This is a genomic window from Ruminiclostridium herbifermentans (genome assembly GCF_005473905.2).
GTDB classification, from domain to species: Bacteria; Bacillota; Clostridia; order Acetivibrionales; family DSM-1351; genus Ruminiclostridium; species Ruminiclostridium herbifermentans.
On sequence record NZ_CP061336.1, the window covers coordinates 1,789,125 to 1,807,158 of the forward strand.

18 protein-coding genes and 1 tRNA gene are annotated in these 18,034 nt (G+C 32.5%); 17 read left to right on the forward strand and 2 right to left on the reverse strand.

Features of this window, described 5'->3' with window-relative positions; genetic code table 11:
- Positions 1-386: 386 nt before the first annotated feature.
- From EHE19_RS07475 to EHE19_RS07525, 11 genes are all read left to right on the forward strand, one after another.
- Complete coding sequence (locus tag EHE19_RS07475; protein WP_425314300.1) at positions 387-1,181, forward strand: lysophospholipid acyltransferase family protein; 795 nt, start codon at positions 387-389, stop codon at positions 1,179-1,181.
- Between the two features lie 218 nt (positions 1,182-1,399).
- Positions 1,400-1,474: transfer RNA gene (locus EHE19_RS07480), tRNA-Pro, on the forward strand.
- A gap of 914 nt (positions 1,475-2,388) precedes the next feature.
- Complete coding sequence (locus EHE19_RS07485; RefSeq protein WP_137696527.1) at positions 2,389-4,242, forward strand: TIGR03960 family B12-binding radical SAM protein; 1,854 nt, start codon at positions 2,389-2,391, stop codon at positions 4,240-4,242.
- A complete protein-coding gene (locus tag EHE19_RS07490) occupies positions 4,235-4,945 on the forward strand; it encodes a TIGR03936 family radical SAM-associated protein (RefSeq protein ID WP_137696526.1) in 711 nt (236 codons plus the stop codon). Before EHE19_RS07485 ends, EHE19_RS07490 begins: the two co-directional genes overlap by 8 nt.
- A gap of 19 nt (positions 4,946-4,964) precedes the next feature.
- Positions 4,965-6,464: an Rne/Rng family ribonuclease gene (locus EHE19_RS07495; protein ID WP_137696525.1), complete on the forward strand. Its 1,500-nt coding sequence runs from the start codon at positions 4,965-4,967 to the stop codon at positions 6,462-6,464.
- Between the two features lie 108 nt (positions 6,465-6,572).
- The gene (gene rplU / locus EHE19_RS07500; protein WP_137696524.1) at positions 6,573-6,884 is read left to right on the forward strand and encodes a 50S ribosomal protein L21; all 312 of its coding nucleotides are present in this window, start codon (positions 6,573-6,575) and stop codon (positions 6,882-6,884) included.
- Between the two features lie 15 nt (positions 6,885-6,899).
- Entirely contained in the window at positions 6,900-7,238 is a 339-nt protein-coding gene (locus EHE19_RS07505) for a ribosomal-processing cysteine protease Prp (protein WP_137696523.1), read from the forward strand.
- Between the two features lie 4 nt (positions 7,239-7,242).
- Positions 7,243-7,524, forward strand: a complete 282-nt coding sequence (gene rpmA / locus EHE19_RS07510) for a 50S ribosomal protein L27 (protein WP_137696522.1) — start codon at positions 7,243-7,245, stop codon at positions 7,522-7,524.
- 286 nt (positions 7,525-7,810) lie between these two features.
- Positions 7,811-9,088, forward strand: a complete 1,278-nt coding sequence (gene obgE, locus EHE19_RS07515) for a GTPase ObgE (RefSeq protein ID WP_137696521.1) — start codon at positions 7,811-7,813, stop codon at positions 9,086-9,088.
- 111 nt (positions 9,089-9,199) lie between these two features.
- Positions 9,200-9,493 carry a ribosome assembly RNA-binding protein YhbY gene (gene yhbY, locus EHE19_RS07520; protein ID WP_137696520.1) on the forward strand — a complete coding sequence of 98 codons (294 nt, stop codon included), beginning with the start codon at positions 9,200-9,202 and terminating at the stop codon, positions 9,491-9,493.
- Positions 9,494-9,649: 156 nt separating this feature from the next.
- On the forward strand, positions 9,650-9,925 hold the full coding sequence (locus tag EHE19_RS07525; RefSeq protein ID WP_137696519.1) for a hypothetical protein: 276 nt from the start codon (positions 9,650-9,652) through the stop codon (positions 9,923-9,925).
- A 55-nt stretch (positions 9,926-9,980) separates the two neighbouring features.
- Here the strand turns inward: EHE19_RS07525 and EHE19_RS07530 are convergent, their stop codons facing one another.
- The gene (locus EHE19_RS07530) at positions 9,981-10,517 is read right to left on the reverse strand and encodes a DUF4364 family protein (protein ID WP_137696518.1); all 537 of its coding nucleotides are present in this window, start codon (positions 10,515-10,517) and stop codon (positions 9,981-9,983) included.
- 841 nt (positions 10,518-11,358) lie between these two features.
- Between EHE19_RS07530 and EHE19_RS07535 the strand changes: the two genes are divergently transcribed.
- Together EHE19_RS07535 and EHE19_RS07540 are read left to right on the forward strand one after the other, a co-directional pair.
- Positions 11,359-12,060: a 4Fe-4S double cluster binding domain-containing protein gene (locus tag EHE19_RS07535; RefSeq protein ID WP_244648357.1), complete on the forward strand. Its 702-nt coding sequence runs from the start codon at positions 11,359-11,361 to the stop codon at positions 12,058-12,060.
- Positions 12,061-12,181: 121 nt separating this feature from the next.
- Positions 12,182-12,520, forward strand: coding sequence for a lipoprotein (locus EHE19_RS07540; protein ID WP_137696517.1), 339 nt, complete (start codon positions 12,182-12,184; stop codon positions 12,518-12,520).
- Positions 12,521-12,656: 136 nt separating this feature from the next.
- On the opposite strand, the gene glgA is transcribed toward EHE19_RS07540, so the two are convergent.
- Positions 12,657-14,096, reverse strand: a complete 1,440-nt coding sequence (glgA, locus tag EHE19_RS07545) for a glycogen synthase GlgA (protein ID WP_137696671.1) — start codon at positions 14,094-14,096, stop codon at positions 12,657-12,659.
- 513 nt (positions 14,097-14,609) lie between these two features.
- On the opposite strand from glgA, the gene EHE19_RS07550 reads away from it, so the two are divergent.
- The 4 genes from EHE19_RS07550 to EHE19_RS07565 all read left to right on the forward strand — a co-directional run bounded on the left by EHE19_RS07550 (position 14,610) and on the right by EHE19_RS07565 (position 17,783).
- Positions 14,610-14,867 (forward strand): TIGR03905 family TSCPD domain-containing protein, encoded by a 258-nt coding sequence (locus EHE19_RS07550; RefSeq protein ID WP_137696516.1) that lies wholly within the window; start codon positions 14,610-14,612, stop codon positions 14,865-14,867.
- Between the two features lie 239 nt (positions 14,868-15,106).
- Complete coding sequence (locus tag EHE19_RS07555; RefSeq protein WP_137696515.1) at positions 15,107-15,421, forward strand: YtxH domain-containing protein; 315 nt, start codon at positions 15,107-15,109, stop codon at positions 15,419-15,421.
- Positions 15,422-15,489: 68 nt separating this feature from the next.
- The gene (locus EHE19_RS07560) at positions 15,490-15,861 is read left to right on the forward strand and encodes a hypothetical protein (protein WP_137696514.1); all 372 of its coding nucleotides are present in this window, start codon (positions 15,490-15,492) and stop codon (positions 15,859-15,861) included.
- Positions 15,862-16,295: 434 nt separating this feature from the next.
- The gene (locus EHE19_RS07565; protein WP_137696513.1) at positions 16,296-17,783 is read left to right on the forward strand and encodes a LysM peptidoglycan-binding domain-containing protein; all 1,488 of its coding nucleotides are present in this window, start codon (positions 16,296-16,298) and stop codon (positions 17,781-17,783) included.
- Positions 17,784-18,034: the final 251 nt, after the last annotated feature.

Below are 18,034 nucleotides of genomic sequence, written 5' to 3' on the forward strand. Positions count from 1 at the left end.
TAAATTGAATTTTACATTAATCATATTTAATGCATTGGCAAAATTTATTTGTGATTATTTGAGGACTGACCTTTTTAGATTACTCCTGCTTTGAATATAGAAGCATCAAAATATCTAGAAGAGATAGTTTGTTGAAAACTAACCTCCTTGATATATTTGTATTCATAAGGGCAATAAGATAGAATTAAAATGTATTCTAAAGCATATAAATGAATAAAGATGGGTGGTAGACATGGAAGGATTTGTGATATATAATAACTGATGTCTGTCGAGTTAATTTGATGGGATAGAAACTATTGCAATTATATATTGTTGCTCAATAGTTTCAAATCAGTACTTCAAAGAAATTTAATTTAACCATAACATAAAAATCGGGGCGTGATATTTTGGGTAAGCAATTTTTTAATGGAGATAAGTATCAGACAAGCGGAAGCAAAAGAATTATTTTTGATAAGATATTTTTGAATACTAGATGGTATTTTGTATATACTTATGTGAAAGTAATTATACAAGCAAGACGGTTAGTGGGTAAAGGCAGCTTTAATATGGAGAAGTTCGCCAATTCAAGCTATAAAATTCTTCAAAATATTGAGAACTGTGGCGGAAAAGTATTTATTGACGGAATTGAAAATATAAAAAAAGCAAAAGGTCCTGTTGTATTTGTAAGTAACCATATGAGTGTATTAGAAACCTTTGTTTTTCCTTGCATCATAGTACCTATGAAAAAAATAACTTTTGTTATTAAGGATGTTCTAACTTCAATTCCTGCTTTTGGACCAATTATGAAAAGTCTTGATCCCATTGTTGTTTCAAGAAAGAATTCTAGGCAAGACTTAATTAACGTAATTAATCAAGGAAAAGATAGAATTGCAAATGGTACATCAGTTGTTTTATTTCCAGAAGGTACAAGACGCGTAGAGTTTGATCCAGAAAAGTTTAATTCATTGGGGATTAAGCTGGCAAAGGAGGCAGGTGTTCCTATTATACCCATTGCTATTAAGACCGATTTTTGGGGGAATGGAAAGCTGATTAAGGATATAGGCCCAATTAGAAGAAAAGAGCCTATATGTATATCTTTTGGAGAGCCTATTATAATATCCGGCAATGGAAAAGCAGAACACAAGCAAATAATAGAATTTATAACTAATAGGATAAATGACTTTAAGAATATAAAAATTTAATATGGTTCTGTGGTGTAAAATTACGAGAATATTTCCTTGTGATAAGTTGTGATAAGAATGTAGAAAAATAATAAATAAACTAAAGTCTAATTTCATGCAGAACCCTATTGTTTGTATTGCAAATTACAAAGCTTAGATATAAAATATAAGAGTTGGAGAAATTATGGTTATTATCTTCGATATATATGATAAATGATAAAACATTATTTCAAATATTTCGGGGTGTAGCCCAACGGTAGGGTGCTTGCTTCGGGAGCAAGAGGTTGTGCGTTCAAATCGCATCACTCCGACCATTAATTTAAGCGACTTTCTTGATTTTGAGAGTTGCTTTTTTGTTTGCTTTGTTTATGGACATAACTCTGTCATAAATTTATTTGTGCGTTTTATTTTCAAATAATCATTATATTGTCAGAACAAAAAGATTGCTAAAAAATTACATAAAACTGCATATTAAAAATGATATGCAGTATTTTTTATATTCAATTATTTATTACCATAAAATTTATATATCAAAATAGTATCTAAATACTTATATTTGTACTGTTTTGATTTATAACAGCACACTAATCAATTGACGAAATATAAAAAATCTGATATCTTTTATTAGGTAAACTTCCGTGTTAGAATAGGTTGAGAATTTAACGTTACATAATTTATATACGTTATTTGGACTTGCTTAGGGAGCAAGAGATTGTGCGTTCAAATCGCATCACTTAGGCCATTATTTAAGCGACTTCATAAGATGGAGAGCGCTTATATTTTTGACAAAATAGCATTATTGAATAAAAGATTGATAACCCGATGAAACTAGTAAATATAGATTAAATTAATTTATGAAAGCTTTATAAGTTATATATTAAAACAATACAAACAAAATTTTATTAACTGAAAATGTAGAGCTTAAAGCCTATTATCACAACTTTTTCAATTGAAGATGGGAGGATATATAAATGGAAGGTTGGGTTAGAAATAGTTGCATGAATGATTAATAAATTCTGCAATTATTTTGTCAGCAAACCATTAATAAATTTGAACCCTCATAGACTAAGCTTATTTAATAGGCTGAAAAATGCTAGTTAAGTTATTAATAAAGACTAAGTTGTTAATTATACATGCACATATAAAAGTAAGTTTTATGCTGTTATAGGTGTGTGTTTAATATAAAAATTTATAAAAGTTATCATTAACAAATGAAATGGAGATAAAAATGAGCATTAGGCTGTCAGATGGATTACTGAAAAGTGTAGAGAAACCCTCAAGATATACTGGGAATGAATGGAATAGTGTTATTAAAGATCCAAAAACTGTAGATATACGGTTTGCATTTTGTTTTCCCGATACTTATGAAATTGGAATGTCGCATCTTGGTATGAAAATACTGTATCATCTGTTAAACGAAAGACAAGACTGTTATTGTGAAAGGGTATTTGCGCCATGGACAGACATGGAAGCTAAGATGCGTGAGAATAATATACCTTTATACGCTCTCGAAACTAAAGACGAAATAAAAAACTTTGACTTTATTGGATTTACTCTTCAATATGAAATGAGTTTTACTAATATAGTAAACATGCTTGATTTGGCGGGCGTACCGCTGACAACAGCCGATAGAAAGGATAATGATCCATTTGTTTGTGCAGGCGGACCATGTGCATATAATCCAGAGCCACTTGCTGATATAATTGATTTCTTTATGCTTGGTGAAGGTGAAGAAATTATTAATGAAGTTATGGATGAATATGTAAAATGGAAGGGCACAGGAAAATCAAGAATTGCTTTTCTTGAAGAAATAGCAAAGCTAGAAGGTATTTATGTACCTTCATTTTATGAGTTTGACTATAATGAAGATGGCACTATTAAAAGTTTTACACCAATAAAGCCACAGTACCCTGTAAAGATAAAAAAACGCATTATAAAGGACATGGATAAGGTATATTATCCAGAAAAAATGATTGTTCCATATACAGATATTGTGCATGACAGAATAATGTTAGAGGTTTTCAGAGGCTGTATCAGAGGCTGTAGATTTTGTCAGGCTGGTTTTATTTATAGACCTGTAAGAGAAAAAAGCCATGAAAGATTAATGGAGTTAGCTAAAAAGCTTGAGGAAAGCACTGGCTATGAGGAAATATCACTAACATCACTTAGTACTAGTGATTACAGCCAATTAGAAGAATTCACAACAGAACTTCTTGATGAAATGAAAGAGAGAAAAGTAGGTTTATCTCTTCCATCCTTAAGATTAGATTCCTTTTCATTAGATTTAATGGAAAAAGCTCAGAAGGTGAGAAAGAGCGGATTGACTTTTGCGCCAGAGGCGGGAACGCAGAGACTTAGAGATGTAATAAATAAAGGGATAACGGAAGAGGATTTGTTAAATGCTGTTTCACTTGCCTTTAATGGTGGATGGCATGGAGTCAAGCTATATTTTATGCTAGGCTTGCCTACAGAGACCAATGAGGATGTAGAAGGAATAGCCGATTTGGCTCATAAGGTTGTACATGCATACAAAAGAGTTCCAATGGAGAAAAAAGGAAAGGGCTTAAATGTTACTGTCAGCACGGCTACATTTGTTCCAAAAGCTTTCACTCCTTTCCAATGGGAGGCTCAGGACAGCATTGAAAATGTATCTCAGAAGCAAATGCTATTAAAAGAAAGAATACGTTCAAAACAGATAACATATAATTATCACGAAAATAAACTAAGCTTTTTAGAAGCTGTTTTTGCCCGTGGAGACAGAAGAATATGTAAGGCTTTAATTAAAGCATGGGAACTTGGATGTAAATTTGATGGCTGGGGCGAATATTTTAAATATGATATTTGGATGAAGGCTTTTGAGGAATGTGGCGTAGACCCATATTTCTATGCAACGCGTAAGAGAGAGTATGATGAAATTTTGCCTTGGGATCATATAGATATAGGTGTTTCAAAGAAGTTTTTAATAAATGAAAGTAAAAAAGCTTATGAGGAAAAGATTACACCAAACTGTAGAGTAAATTGCGGTGGATGTGGAGCTGCTGTATTCGAAAGTGGTATTTGTGGAGGTAACGGCATTGGCTAATATTCGAACTAAATTTAAGCGTGGCGACGAAGTTAAGTTTATATCACATCTTGATTTGATGAAGGTGTTTGAACGTGCAATAAGGAGGGCAAGGCTTCCTATAGCGTATTCACAAGGCTTCAATCCGCATCCTAACATGGTTTTTGGATTACCATTGAGTGTTGGTGTTACAAGTGAAGCTGAATATGGCGATTTTGAAATTACAGATGAGCAGATGTCTGTTAATGAATTTCTAACAAGATTGAATTCACAGCTGCCTAAGGGACTGGAAATTATAGCGGCAAAGGCTAGGAAATCAAAGGATAATATAATGGCTTTAATTGCTGCATCTAGATACTCTGTAGTTGTTGGTATTAATTCTCCGTGTACAGAAAAGGATATAAAAACAAGCTTAAATAAATATCTTGCTCAGAATGAAATAATTGTTAAGAAGAGAACTAAAAGCGGCATTAAAGATACAAATATTCGGGATATGATTTTTGATTTAAATTTTGAATATAAGCCATGCGGTACATTTAGTATTGTTAAGTTTTCCATGCTGGTGAGTGCTGGAAGCAAAGCAAATTTGAAACCGGAACTATTAATTGATTCAATATTTGATTTTATGAAGCTTGATTATGAAATTGAAAGAATTCATAGGGAAAAGTTGTTTATTATGGCTCAGAACCAACTTTTAGATCCAATGGACGGGCTTGTTTTATAGTAACATTTGAGGTGATTGGATGATTAATGAAATGATTGTAGATGTCAATGAAGCAGAAATTAGAGTTGGCATTCTTGAGGACAAAGAACTTGCAGAGATTCATATTGAGCGAACTAGCCATCAAGGACTTGTTGGTAATATATACAGAGGAAAAGTTAGCAGTGTTTTGCCTGGTATGCAAGCTGCATTTATAGATATAGGGTATGAAAAAAATGCTTTTTTATATGTAGGGGATGCTATTCCACAAAAAGATTATTCTGATGATGAAATGGAAGTATATAGGGATTTTGCTGAGTACAGCATTTCGGATATACTTAAAGTAGGACAAGAATTAACTGTTCAAGTAATAAAAGAGCCTATTGGCACTAAGGGACCAAGGGTATCAACGCATATAACTTTGCCTGGAAGGAATTTGGTATTGCTGCCCAATGCCGATTATGTGGGGATATCTCGAAGAATTGAAAGTGATGAGGAAAGACAAAAGCTTAAAAAAATAGCGGAAAAACTAAAGCCTGATAATATGGGACTAATAGTTAGGACTGTATCAGAGGGCAAAAATGAGGAAGATTTTATTGAAGATGTTTCTTTCCTTACTAAGCTATGGGAAAAAATTAAACAGATGGAAAGCAGCGGGCCTGTTCCAAGATGTATTCACAAGGACGTTAATTTAGTTTATAGATCAGTAAGGGATTTATTTACTTGGGATATAGATAGATTTGTAATTAATGATGAGAAAGAATATTATAAGGTAATTGAATTAGTTGAGATGATTTCACCTGCTCTAAAAAACAGAGTTGAATTATTTCAAAAGGATTATGATATTTTTGACTATTACCAGATAGAGACAAAAATTCAGAGGGCTCTTTCTCGAAAGGTTTGGCTGAAATGCGGTGGATATATAGTAATTGATAAAACTGAAGCACTTACAGTAATAGACGTAAATACAGGCAAATTTGTTGGGAATAATAACTTAGAGGATACAGTTCTTAAAACAAATATTGAGGCAACCAGAGAAATTGCAAAGCAGCTGAGGTTACGAGATATTGGCGGTATTGTAATAATTGATTTTATCGACATGAATAACAGTGAACACCAGCAAATGGTGCTTGATTCTCTAAAGCAATGCCTTAAAAATGATAGAACAAAAGCTATAGTTCTTGGAATGACACAGCTGGGTCTTGTTGAAATGACCAGAAAGAAAATGAGACAAGAACTTTCTACTATTATGACCTGTGACTGTCCGCTTTGTGAAGGAACTGGAAAGGTATATACTTCTGAAACAAATGCTATGGAGGTTTTAAAAAAGATAAAGGAATATCTTGGCACCACTAAGGCTAAAGAAGTAATATTTGAGGTACATCCTTCGGTTGTGTCTGTTATTGAAGAAAATATAAATAAAATATCTGATTTAAATGCAGCTAAAAAAGTAGATGTGAGGGTTTCTGCATCAACATCTAGTGATTTTAAGCCAAATGAGTTAAAAATTAAAGTAATTGACAATAACTCATTACTATGCTAAACTATATCGGTAACCGCTCGGCCAAGGCTTTCAAAATATAGTTTATAACTATTGCCTGTGATGTGTGAATGTCATTTTGCCGGCGAGACTGTTAGTAGGAGGTGTATCATGTACGCAATTATAGTGACTGGTGGAAAACAGTATAAAGTTCAAGAAGGCGATGTAGTTTTCGTTGAAAAGCTTTTCGCAGAAGAAGGAGAAGCAATTACTTTTGATAAAGTTCTTGCAGTATCAAAGGATGGAAAAGTTAACTTCGGAGCTCCAATACTAGAATCTGCTTCTGTTAGCGCAAAGGTTCTTAACCATGGTAAAGGTGAAAAAATCACAGTTTTTCATTACAAACCAAAAAAGAACATTAAGAAGAAGCAAGGACACAGACAGCCTTATACAAAGGTTCAAATCGAAAAGATTAATGCTTAAGGATTAGATTGATTAATGATTAAAATTAATATAGGTAAGGATTTAGCAGGAAATATTAAACAGTTTGTTGTTAAGGGACATGCTTATTATGCCGAAGAAGGCAGTGATATTGTATGTTCAGCAATTTCTGCAATTACGTTTACAGCATTAGGAGCTATTGAGGAAATTATAGGCTTGAAAGGCTTTTATAAGCGGAGAGATAAGGATGGATATGTATCCTGCAAGCTTGATATGGACTTATCGCCCCAACTAAGACATGATGCCAATATAATTATGGCTACTGCGGAAATAGGATTCAAACAGATAGAGTATGCTTATCCGGACTATGTGAAGGTAATGGATGAGGAGGTGTAGTCTCATGATAAAGGTTAATTTACAACTTTTTGCTCATAAAAAGGGTGTTGGTAGTTCTAGAAACGGTCGTGACAGTGCGGCTCAAAGACTTGGTGTAAAAAGAGCTGATGGACAGTTTGTTCTAGCTGGAAACATTCTTGTTCGTCAAAGAGGTACAAAAATTCATCCTGGTGAGAATGTAGGTATTGGCAAGGATGATACCTTGTTTGCATTGAAGGATGGAAAGGTTAAGTTTGCAAGACTTGGCAGAGATAGAAAGCAGGTTAAGATTGTAACTGCTGACTAATATTATCGCATTAAACGAATAATATAAGGTAGAAAATGTGATAGGCATTTTCTACCTTTTTCTGGTTATTGATATTTTCGAATTTATCTTTTAGCGAGTAATAATCAAATTAATTTAACCCAAACTTTGTAAATAGCCTTTGGGTTTATATCAAAACGGTAATAATACTGTCGATATCATCGTATATTAGCCGATAGATTAGTTCACAATAAAATTTGAAGATTAGATTGTTTTTTATTGGATAGGATTAAGAATAAACTTATCCGGATTGGAAATGGAGAGGAAAATGTTTAAGGACAGTGCTAGAATACATGTTAAGGCTGGAAATGGCGGAAATGGATGTGTTTCATTTCATCGTGAAAAATATGTAGCAGCAGGCGGCCCAGACGGCGGTGATGGCGGAAAAGGCGGAGACGTTATATTTGAAGTGGATGAGGGCTTAAATACATTAATAGATTTTAAATATAAAAAGAACTTTAAGGCTCAATCGGGAGAAGATGGCGGAACTTCAAATTGTTCTGGAAAAAATGGCGCAGATTTAATTATTAAGGTGCCGCGTGGAACTATTATAAAAGATGAAGTTACTGGAATGGTTCTTGTTGATATGATTAAGCAGGGCCAAAGATGTGTTATTGCAAAAGGTGGAAAAGGGGGCAGGGGCAATCAGCATTTTGCTACACCTACCAGACAGATTCCAAACTTTGCAAAGAGCGGCGATATTGGTGAAGAGTATTCTTTGATTCTGGAAATGAAAGTAATTGCAGATGTTGGCCTTGTTGGTTTTCCTAATGTAGGTAAGTCAACTATATTATCTATGGTTTCTGCTGCAAAACCTAAAATTGCAAATTATCACTTTACAACATTGGTTCCTAATCTTGGTGTTGTTAAAATTGACGAAGGAAAAAGCTTCGTAATTGCAGATATTCCAGGATTGATTGAGGGTGCCAGTGAGGGCGTTGGGCTTGGACATGAATTTTTAAGACATGTAGAAAGAACAAAGCTGCTGGTTCATGTTGTTGACGTATCTGAAATTGAAGGCCGTAGTGCAATAGAGGATTTTGAAACTATTAATAAAGAACTGCTTAGATATAATGAACTTCTTGCTTCCAGACCTCAAATTGTTGCTGCAAATAAAATGGATATTCCAGGAACAGAAGAAAAATATGCAGCCTTCAAGGCTGAACTTGAGAGCAGAGGCTATAAGGTATTTGGCATTTCTGCTGCTACAAACAAAGGTTTAAAGGAGTTAATGTACTATATTTCAAATACCCTTAGTACTTTGCCAGATACTATTTTGATAGATGAAAACAAAGATGAAGAGGTTGTATATACTGCAAAGGATGAAAAGCCTTTTGATATTCACATTGATAACGGAGTTTATGTTGTTGAGGGCAATTGGCTTAGAAAGGTATTGGGCTCAACCAATTTAGATAATTATGAATCCCTGCAGTATTTCCAAAGAGCATTGAAGAAAAAGGGAGTTATAGCGGCTCTTGAAGAAATGGGAATTCAAGAAGGGGATACTGTAAGAATCTATGATACAGAGTTTGACTATTCAAAATAATAGTGCTTTGTTTCATCTGCTTCAGGTTTTTAAAATATGGACTAAATTATATTAATAAAATATGAAAGAATACTAAGATTTATAATAAGAATTATAAAATGGAGGAAATATATGCTTACAGGTAAGCAGAGAAGCTATTTGAGATCACTAGCTAATAATATTCAGCCAATTTTTCAAGTTGGTAAGGGCGGAATAAGCGATAATATGGTAAAACAGTTTTCTGATGCTTTAGAGGCAAGAGAATTAATAAAAGCAACAGTTCTAAAAAATGCTGAGTGTGACACAAAAACAGTATGTGAGGAAATTGCTGAGTTGACACAGTCAGAAATTGTTCAAGTAATTGGAAGTAAATTTGTATTGTATAAACAATCTGAAAAGAATTCAGTTATAGAGCTACCTAGGTAGTTCTTTTTCTTTTTTTCTTTAATAAGGGGATATAATTATTTAATTACTCTCATTCTTACTCAAATTTATAAAATTTTTTTAAAACTTTGGCATAAAAAAATGATAATAGGAATATATATAGTGGTATTTTATTTTGGAGCATAGTGGGAGAAGAGTATGAGAGATAGATTTAATTATTCAAATATTAACTATGAGTATATACAAGCATCAGATATAAAGTTTATAAATGATAAAACTCTTATTGATAAGGTTCAAAATACATATAAATTTTTGAAGCTTTGTGAAAACCATCTGAACAGCGTTAAAGAGGATTATGGCAAGAAAAAAATTGCTAGCTTAAGGCTTGCATTTGTTAAGCACCAACTTAATCTATTAATAAGAGAATGTAGGGCAAGACAAATCAACCATGATCTTAGCAATTTTGAAAAATAGATAACGGTTGGCGCTTTATTTAAAATAAAAGTAATTTTTATTTTGAAGTATATAATTAGAATACTTCATCTGTTAAATCAGATAAAATCTTTTTATATAATTTTTCATTATTTTGTTTCCAATTATTGCAAATCTTTTTGGCGTCATTTTTACTGCCTACAGTTAATTTTAAATCAACATAAGTGAAATTACCTTCTAGTATCTTTAGAGTAATAAGATATTGATTTTCACTGATTGCGGTATAATCTGAAATTATACTGCTTTCATGCTTTATGCGTTTTTTATTATTTGTGAGGGCTTCATCGATTCTAGACTTTGTACCAGCGGCAATGATTGAAACAAAATAATCTAAACTCTGTTTACCTGCTGGAGATATTTTGTATGAAAGTTTATCATCACTATCAATTTTTTCTAATAATTTTCCTTCGCATAGTTCATCAAGATATTGCTGCAGGAATATATAGTTCATAAGCTTATTTTCTAGTACTATTTTAGTTAGAAGCAGGTTAGAAACAGGAGCTTCTAGATTGTTGATGATATACAATAATATTATCTTGTTTTCGGCAAGTTCTCTACTTTCTATAGGATTCATAAAACCTCCCTGGTATCTTTTGTAAAATAAAAATAAGTCTTATTTTGTGCTATAATATTTATAATTATAGCATAATAAAAAAAATATTTCCATATTTCCTGAATATGGGAGGTGAAGAGGTAAAAATGCGAAGTTCAGCTTTGTGCATTCATAGTTCTCTTCGCATTGCAAAAACCTGCAAGCAGCTTTTTGAGAAAATATAATTTGTGCAAACATGGTGTTTTCGAGCCACAAAAAGCTGCAAGCAGCTTTTTGAGAAAATATAATTTGTGCAAACATGGTGCGCTTTCGAGCCACAAAACCTGCAAGCAGCTTTTTGAGAAAATATAATTTGTGCAAACATGGTGCTTTCGAGCCACAAAAAACTGCAAGCAGCTTTTTGAGAAAATATAATTTGTGCAAACATGGTGTTTTCGAGCCACAAAACCTGCAAGCAGCTTTTTGAGAAAATATAATTTGTGCAAACATGGTGCATTTTCGAGCCACAAAAAGCTGCAAGTAGCTTTTTGAGAAAATATAATTTGTGCAAACATGGTGCATTTTTGAGCCACAAAAAACTGCAAGCAGCTTTTTGAGAAAATATAATTTGTGCAAGCATGGTGCGCTTTCGAGCCACAAAAAACTGCAAGCAGCTTTTTGAGAAAATATAATTTGTGCAAGCATGGTGCGCTTTCGAGCCACAAAAAACTGCAAGCAGCTTTTTGAGAAAATATAATTTGTGCAAACATGGTGCGCCTTTCGAGCCACAAAAACCAGCAAGCAGCTTTTTGAAGATTTAGGCAATCAAGCAATGAGTGTACACATTTTAAATATTATTTTTTGTCGTTGGAGGAACTGTTAAATGGAGTCTAGCATGTTATTTAGTAATGAACTTGAAGAATTTATATTAGGGCTTGGAGCATCATTTGTGGGAATGTCAAAGGTTGGGGATTGCCTGCCAGATGAGTTGAAAAAGTATCAGTATGCAATAACATTTGGAATAAGATTATCTGATGCAATAATTGATGAAATAGATGATAAACCTACTTTTACCTACTTTAATCATTATAGGTCTGTGAATACTATGATAGACCAACTTTCACTAAGAATTGTGCTAGCACTAAATAAAAAGGGGTACAATGCCTACTCTATAGCTGCTTCGCAAAGCATACCTACATCAAAAGTTCCATACAGTGGAGTATTTCCCCATAAAACAGGAGCTGTTTTAGCAGGGCTAGGGTGGATTGGGAAAAACGGACTTTTTATTCACAAGGAATTTGGACCTAGAGTTAGGCTTGGAACTGTGTTGACAGATTTAGAGGTTGCGTCTGATAATACAATAATGGAAAGCCAATGTAGTTCATGCAATAAATGTGTGAGTTCATGCCCAGCACTTGCTTTGACAGGAAAGGAGTGGACAGTTGGTTCAGACCGCAGCCAGTTAGTTGATGCTAAAGCCTGTTCTGAGTATATGAGCCAAAAGTTTAAGCATATAGGACGAGGTTCTGTATGTGGAATTTGTATTAAGGTTTGTCCTCATAAGCATGATAATAGTAGGAAATAATCTCTACAAAGGAGTTGATGATAAATTCCTATCGTTAAAGACGTTTTGGATTTTATCGAAAAACAGACTTATCAGCAATTCCGTTGGTGATGTAAAATTAGAATTTGTGAAGAGTTAAACTATGAAGAGGATATTTTTATTTGCACTATGCTTAGTATTTGTATTGGCAGGTTGCGGGCAGAAAGAACAACCAAGTACTGATGCTAAAAGTACAAAGACAGTATTTCAAGCAACAATCACAGAGATTGCTAACGGCACAATGCCTGTGACACCAGTAGAAGGGTCTTTGGAATTGAAGTCATCAGATTGTTTTAGTATTCCCATTCAAAATATGCCAGCATCACCTGAACCTAAAGTGGGTGATGTGGTTGAAATTACTTACGACGGATATATTCAAACAATCTATCCTTCCACTCTTGGAAAGATTTATAGCATTACAATAGTAGAAAAGTCGAAATAATCAAATCACTGTTTATAGGATAGTTTTTGACTTTCCTGTAAAAATTCCAATTATCAATTATTTGGTATGACATAGCCTTCTTAAAATAAGAGCACCCCGCATTTTTTACATTGCGAGATGCTCTTCAATTAATGGCTTATTTTTTGGTTAATGTTTTGCGATACATATCCAAGTATGCCTGTGCTGATTTTTGCCAACTGAAATCGGCTCTCATTCCTCTTTGAATCAGCAAATTCCATACATCTTTTCTATTATTATAGAAGTCTACTGCTCTCCTGATAGTGTAAAGCATATCATGGGCATTGTAGTTTGTAAATGTAAATCCATTCCCTTCACCGGTTTGTTCATTATAAGACAAAACGGTATCATTTAAGCCACCAGTCTCACGAACTATTGGAACACAACCATATCTGAAACTGAAAATTTGGCCAAGTCCGCATGGCTCAAATAGTGATGGCATTAAAAACATATCAGACCCAGCATAAATTCTCTGAGCCAATGTGTCATTAAAGGTTATATTGGCTGAGACTTTTTCTCTATGCCAATAAGCAGCATTTTCGAACACCCACTTATAATGCTCATCACCTTTTCCTAAAACAATTAATTGAATGTCCATTTGCAAAATTTCTTCAAGTACACATTCTATAAGATCAAATCCCTTTTGGGCAGTAAGTCTGGATATTATGCTAATAATTGGCACATCAGGTCTTACAGGCAAGTCAAGTTCTTGCTGAAGCAGGCGTCTGTTTTCATATTTATTTGATAAATTATCAGCCGAATAGTTTGCATAAAGTCTTTTGTCCGTTTCAGGATTATTTTTTTCGTAGTCAATTCCATTTAAAATTCCATATAAATCATTTGAACGATGTATTAATAGGGTGTTTAGATTTTCTCCATAAAAGCTGTTTTTAATCTCTTGTGCGTAGCTTGGGCTAACAGTACTGATTGAATCAGAATATACCAAACCTGCCTTCATATAGTTTACATTGTTATAAAATTCTATCCCATAAGGAGTGAAGTATTCCCAACCTATTCCCAGCAAGTTTGGAATTACATCACTTGGGAAAATACCTTGGTATTTTAAATTGTGAATTGTAAATACTGTTTTTATATTGCTATAAAATGGTATATAACGATAGTTTGCTTTTAATAGTAAGCTAACAACTCCTGTTTGCCAATCGTTACAGTGAATAATATCTGGTTTGAAACCAATGAGAGGCAGCATTTCAATAATGGCTTTACTAAAAAATGTGAACTGCTCTGCTTGGTCAAAATCTCCATATAATTCAGATCTGTTAAAATAGTATTCATTGTCTAAAAAATAGTAAGTAATTTCATCATAGACAAGCTTATAAACACCACAATATTGGTGTCTCCATGAAAGATCGATATATATATATCCTAAATATTCCATTGATTCTTTAAAATGCTTAGATATACACCCATAATTGGGCATAACTACTCTGATGTCTGTACCTAGCTTTGAAATTGCTTTGGGCAGTGAACCAGCCACATCCCCAAGGCCACCTGTTTTTGCAAAGGGAAATACTTCGGAAGAAGCAAACAAAACATTCATAGTATTATTCAAGCCATTACCTCCTAAATATTGATTTGTTAATTATAGTTTTGTGCTTGTTTTCAGACACAAAACTATCTTTAAGTATGTACAATAGTTAATTTTACTTATCAAGTTGAAAATAGCTTAATTATAAACAACTCTTATTATACCAATTAAGAATACAAATAGAAAAGGTTATTGCTATTTAAGCTAATAGTTATAGTTTAACAGAATTTGTATAATCACACAATATAGCCTTTAGCAACAGTTTACTATTATCTTAGCATACTTATTAAGAATTATAGTTTTATGGCTTATAAATGATGATATAGCTAATAAATTATATAACATTGTACCTCAATTATGGGGTGTATGTGATATATTGTATATAATTCTTGACAGTAAATAATCCATAAATTATAATAATCAAAATATACTTATTAATGATTGAATGTTAAAATTAGAATAGCTTACTGAATTTTTAAAGATAAAATGAACAATAGGATGATAATCGGTATTGGGGGACTTTATATGGAGAATATAGTTTTTAAAACAAGAGGAACATGCTCAAGACAAATAAATGTTAGCATTGAGGACGGTATAATTAAAAGTGTAAAATTCAATTCAGGATGCGATGGAAGCCTTCAAGGTATTAGTCACTTAGTTGAAGGAATGTCTGTAGAAGATGTAATAAATAGACTTAAAGGCATTAATTGTCAAGGAAGAGGAACTTCTTGCCCTGACCAGCTTGCAAAAGCTTTAGAAAGTATAATTCAAAAAGCGGTTTAGAAATTAATGGGTAATAAAAAATATAAATATTAAGTATATTAATATGCAGTTTAAATTATCAGATTAATTTTATTAAAAATATGTTATATATGTCTATCAATTTTAATATAAAAGACGTATAATATGTGTATATATGTTTTAGTAAATATTGTAAATATAAATTTTGCTTTTTATTTATAATCAATTTCTTTCAAAATGAAAGTTATTGATTGTTACTAATTTTTGAGGAGGTCGTATATATGAACTTAAAAGATTTATTTCAGAAGAGAAAATCATCCAAAAAACAAACAGCAAAAAATGTTGCCATAGGTGCTGGAATTGGTACTGCAGTTGGCGTTGCTGCTGGCGTATTATTAGCTCCAAAGTCAGGTAAAGAAACTAGAGAAGATATAGCAAATACAACTAAAAAGACCCTTGAAAATGTAAAAGAAGGGCTAAATGTTGCTAAAGAAAAGATAGAAGAAATAGTAAAAAAAGAGAACTGCAGCTGTGATGCTGCTGCTACTGAGGATAGCGTAACTGAAAAAGCTGAAGATGCTGTAGATGCTGAATAATAAAGCTTAACAATACATATTTTTTAAAGCTAAAGCATTTTAGCTCTATATACGAAAGGAAGTTGCATATGAGAGTTACGGTAGACCTTAGTGCAGTTGCTTGGTTTGTAATATTTTGTTTAGCTGTTATAGTAGGTGTATTTTTGATTATACTGCTAATAAATTGCCTAAAGGTCGTAAAAAAAGTAAGTAATTTAATAGATAACAACGCTAATAGTGTTACAAATACTATTTCAGCATTGCCAGAAACGCTTAAAAGTGTTGATGAACTTGCAGTCAGTGCAAAAGGTACTATAGATAAAGCAAATTCAATTGTATCAACAGTTGAGGAAAATGTTACAGACTCTTTTTCGATTAATGCAGAAAATATTCTTAACATAATCAATATAGCAAGTTCTGTAATAAAATCAATATTAAATGCATTTACTTCATCAAAGTAAATGAAAACTACATAGGTGAACAATTCAAATAAAGTGGGGAATTTCTGCTTGGCAGGGTCCCCATTTTTTATTATTCAAAAAATATAGAAAAATGCAGTTAGCTTATACATTGCTATTGTGCTATTTCAAAACAATATATTCAATATAACATGCTTTGTTTTTTGACAAAAATGCTGAAATGAAACTTTGCTAGAGAATTAATTCTTTTGTTTTTTTATATGGTATGCTATACTAACTTTGTGTAACCTGTTTACATCTATGTAATTTAATTAAATAATAATAACATTAATGTATTACATAATTAAGCAGTAATATAATTAAATATCTCAAACTTTAGTTAATTGTACTGTTTAATGCCTATTAACATAAGGTACAGAGTTTGAGTTTTACAAAAGATACAAAGAAATTTAAAATACGATATGGGGTGAAATGCTGTGGATGGAAACATTAAGCTGAACGCTGCAGTAATAAGTTGTGCCAGTAAAGATTCTTATAAAGATGATTTTTACTTTAATGGCAATTTTTCTAATTGTCTTAATACAGAGAGTATTCAGTGCTCTTTCGAGAAATATTCCAATAATTTTATTTTTGCTGTTTCCGATTCAATGGGTATAGATGATGGCGATACAAATGGTATTTCAGCAATAAAAGAAATTAAAAAATACCATGAGAATATAAAAAGGCAGCAATATTCATTAGAGTATATCGCAGAAAAAATATCAGAATCAGTGCAGCTGACAAGTAATCTGATATATAGCAAATCTGCAGTATTACATAATCAGGACTCATCAGTTCTCACGGGCTTTTCTTCAATTATTGTAGATAATAATAGGGCTGTTGTGATGAACCTTGGTAATAACGGAGTCTTTTTGTACAGACAGGGTGAACGCTATGATGTGTTTGCTAGAAATGATAGCAGAAAAACCCAAAAACTTAAAATGTTAGGGATAACTCCAAATTCAGCAGATATCTATAATGATACAGAAAAAATATTAAAATTGGCAGAAGAGGAGTCAAAAACAAAAGTAAAAGCATCTCCAACTATTGAAATTGAAGAGGATGACATTTTTCTTATTTGTAGTGATGGATTGCTAAATTCTGTAAGTAAAAGCAGGATTGAGGCTGTTGTTAATTCAGGGCTTGATTGCTCAAAGATGGCAAGTATTCTATTTCAAGAGGCTTTGAAAAATGGTATAGAAGATAGCATTACTATCATGATTATCAAAGTGGATAAAATTTTAAATATTGAGTACCCCTCCAACAATTATAGAAGACTAAGCCAAGATGATTATTACAATGAAAGTGTAGATGATTATTCTCATAAAGAAAAAAATATTGTGAATTACATACTTGCATTTGTTTGTGTAGTTGTTATATCAGGTGTTTTATTTATGGCATATTTGATTATTCAAAACAGTAATATATTAGCTTCTGACAAAGAACCTGCAGATAGCACCGTAAGTTCAATCACTGCAGATAATACCAATGCAGCTGAAAATACGGATGAATTTCTAGATGATCTAGGTGATATTGAAGCTAGTGATTCTACGACATTATCTTCAAGTGATAATGAAGAAACTGATAGTAGTAAGCAAAATAATGATGCTGATGGGGCAAATCAAAATACAGGAACTCAGGCTAATAATAAAAACAATACAACTGACAAGAAGCCAAATAATGAAACTCAGACCGGCAAAAATAATGCAGCTGACTCTGGTAAAGAAAATACTGAGAGCAATAATAATAGTGAAAATACCGAGTATGATATACATGTAGTTCAGCCAGGAGAAACACTCAGTTCAATAAGCAATAAATATTATGGTAATTCCAACAAATACGATGCCATTATTAAGTTCAATAACTTGAAGGATGCAAATAGCCTGTATGTTAACCAAGAACTGAAAATACCAAAGTTAAATTAATAATTGTTGTTAAAAATTAGTTTAAAATTACATATTTTTAGTACAAGAGAGCAGCTTTATATATGAGCTGCTTTCTTCAGTTCTAAGGCAATAGTTGAGGCAGAACTGTAATGTAGAAAAAATTTTCCTTTTTTTGTAATTGAGAAATGCTTATTAGTTAGCCTAAGTACTGGTTAAGGGTGATACTAAATATTGATTAATTCTAGCATTCCATGCCTATAGAAATCATAACCTAAAGTAAATCTATAAGC

Coding starts and splice junctions, on each gene's coding strand:
- EHE19_RS07485 (WP_137696527.1), top strand. CDS start 2,389: ATGAGCATTAGGCTGTCAGATGGATTACTGAAAAGTGTAGAGAAACCC.
- EHE19_RS07495 (WP_137696525.1), top strand. CDS start 4,965: ATGATTAATGAAATGATTGTAGATGTCAATGAAGCAGAAATTAGAGTT.
- rplU (WP_137696524.1), top strand. CDS start 6,573: ATGTACGCAATTATAGTGACTGGTGGAAAACAGTATAAAGTTCAAGAA.
- EHE19_RS07505 (WP_137696523.1), top strand. CDS start 6,900: ATGATTAAAATTAATATAGGTAAGGATTTAGCAGGAAATATTAAACAG.
- rpmA (WP_137696522.1), top strand. CDS start 7,243: ATGATAAAGGTTAATTTACAACTTTTTGCTCATAAAAAGGGTGTTGGT.
- obgE (WP_137696521.1), top strand. CDS start 7,811: ATGTTTAAGGACAGTGCTAGAATACATGTTAAGGCTGGAAATGGCGGA.
- yhbY (WP_137696520.1), top strand. CDS start 9,200: ATGCTTACAGGTAAGCAGAGAAGCTATTTGAGATCACTAGCTAATAAT.
- EHE19_RS07525 (WP_137696519.1), top strand. CDS start 9,650: ATGAGAGATAGATTTAATTATTCAAATATTAACTATGAGTATATACAA.
- EHE19_RS07530 (WP_137696518.1), bottom strand. CDS start 10,517: ATGAATCCTATAGAAAGTAGAGAACTTGCCGAAAACAAGATAATATTA.
- EHE19_RS07535 (WP_244648357.1), top strand. CDS start 11,359: ATGGAGTCTAGCATGTTATTTAGTAATGAACTTGAAGAATTTATATTA.
- EHE19_RS07540 (WP_137696517.1), top strand. CDS start 12,182: ATGAAGAGGATATTTTTATTTGCACTATGCTTAGTATTTGTATTGGCA.
- glgA (WP_137696671.1), bottom strand. CDS start 14,096: ATGAATGTTTTGTTTGCTTCTTCCGAAGTATTTCCCTTTGCAAAAACA.
- EHE19_RS07550 (WP_137696516.1), top strand. CDS start 14,610: ATGGAGAATATAGTTTTTAAAACAAGAGGAACATGCTCAAGACAAATA.
- EHE19_RS07555 (WP_137696515.1), top strand. CDS start 15,107: ATGAACTTAAAAGATTTATTTCAGAAGAGAAAATCATCCAAAAAACAA.
- EHE19_RS07560 (WP_137696514.1), top strand. CDS start 15,490: ATGAGAGTTACGGTAGACCTTAGTGCAGTTGCTTGGTTTGTAATATTT.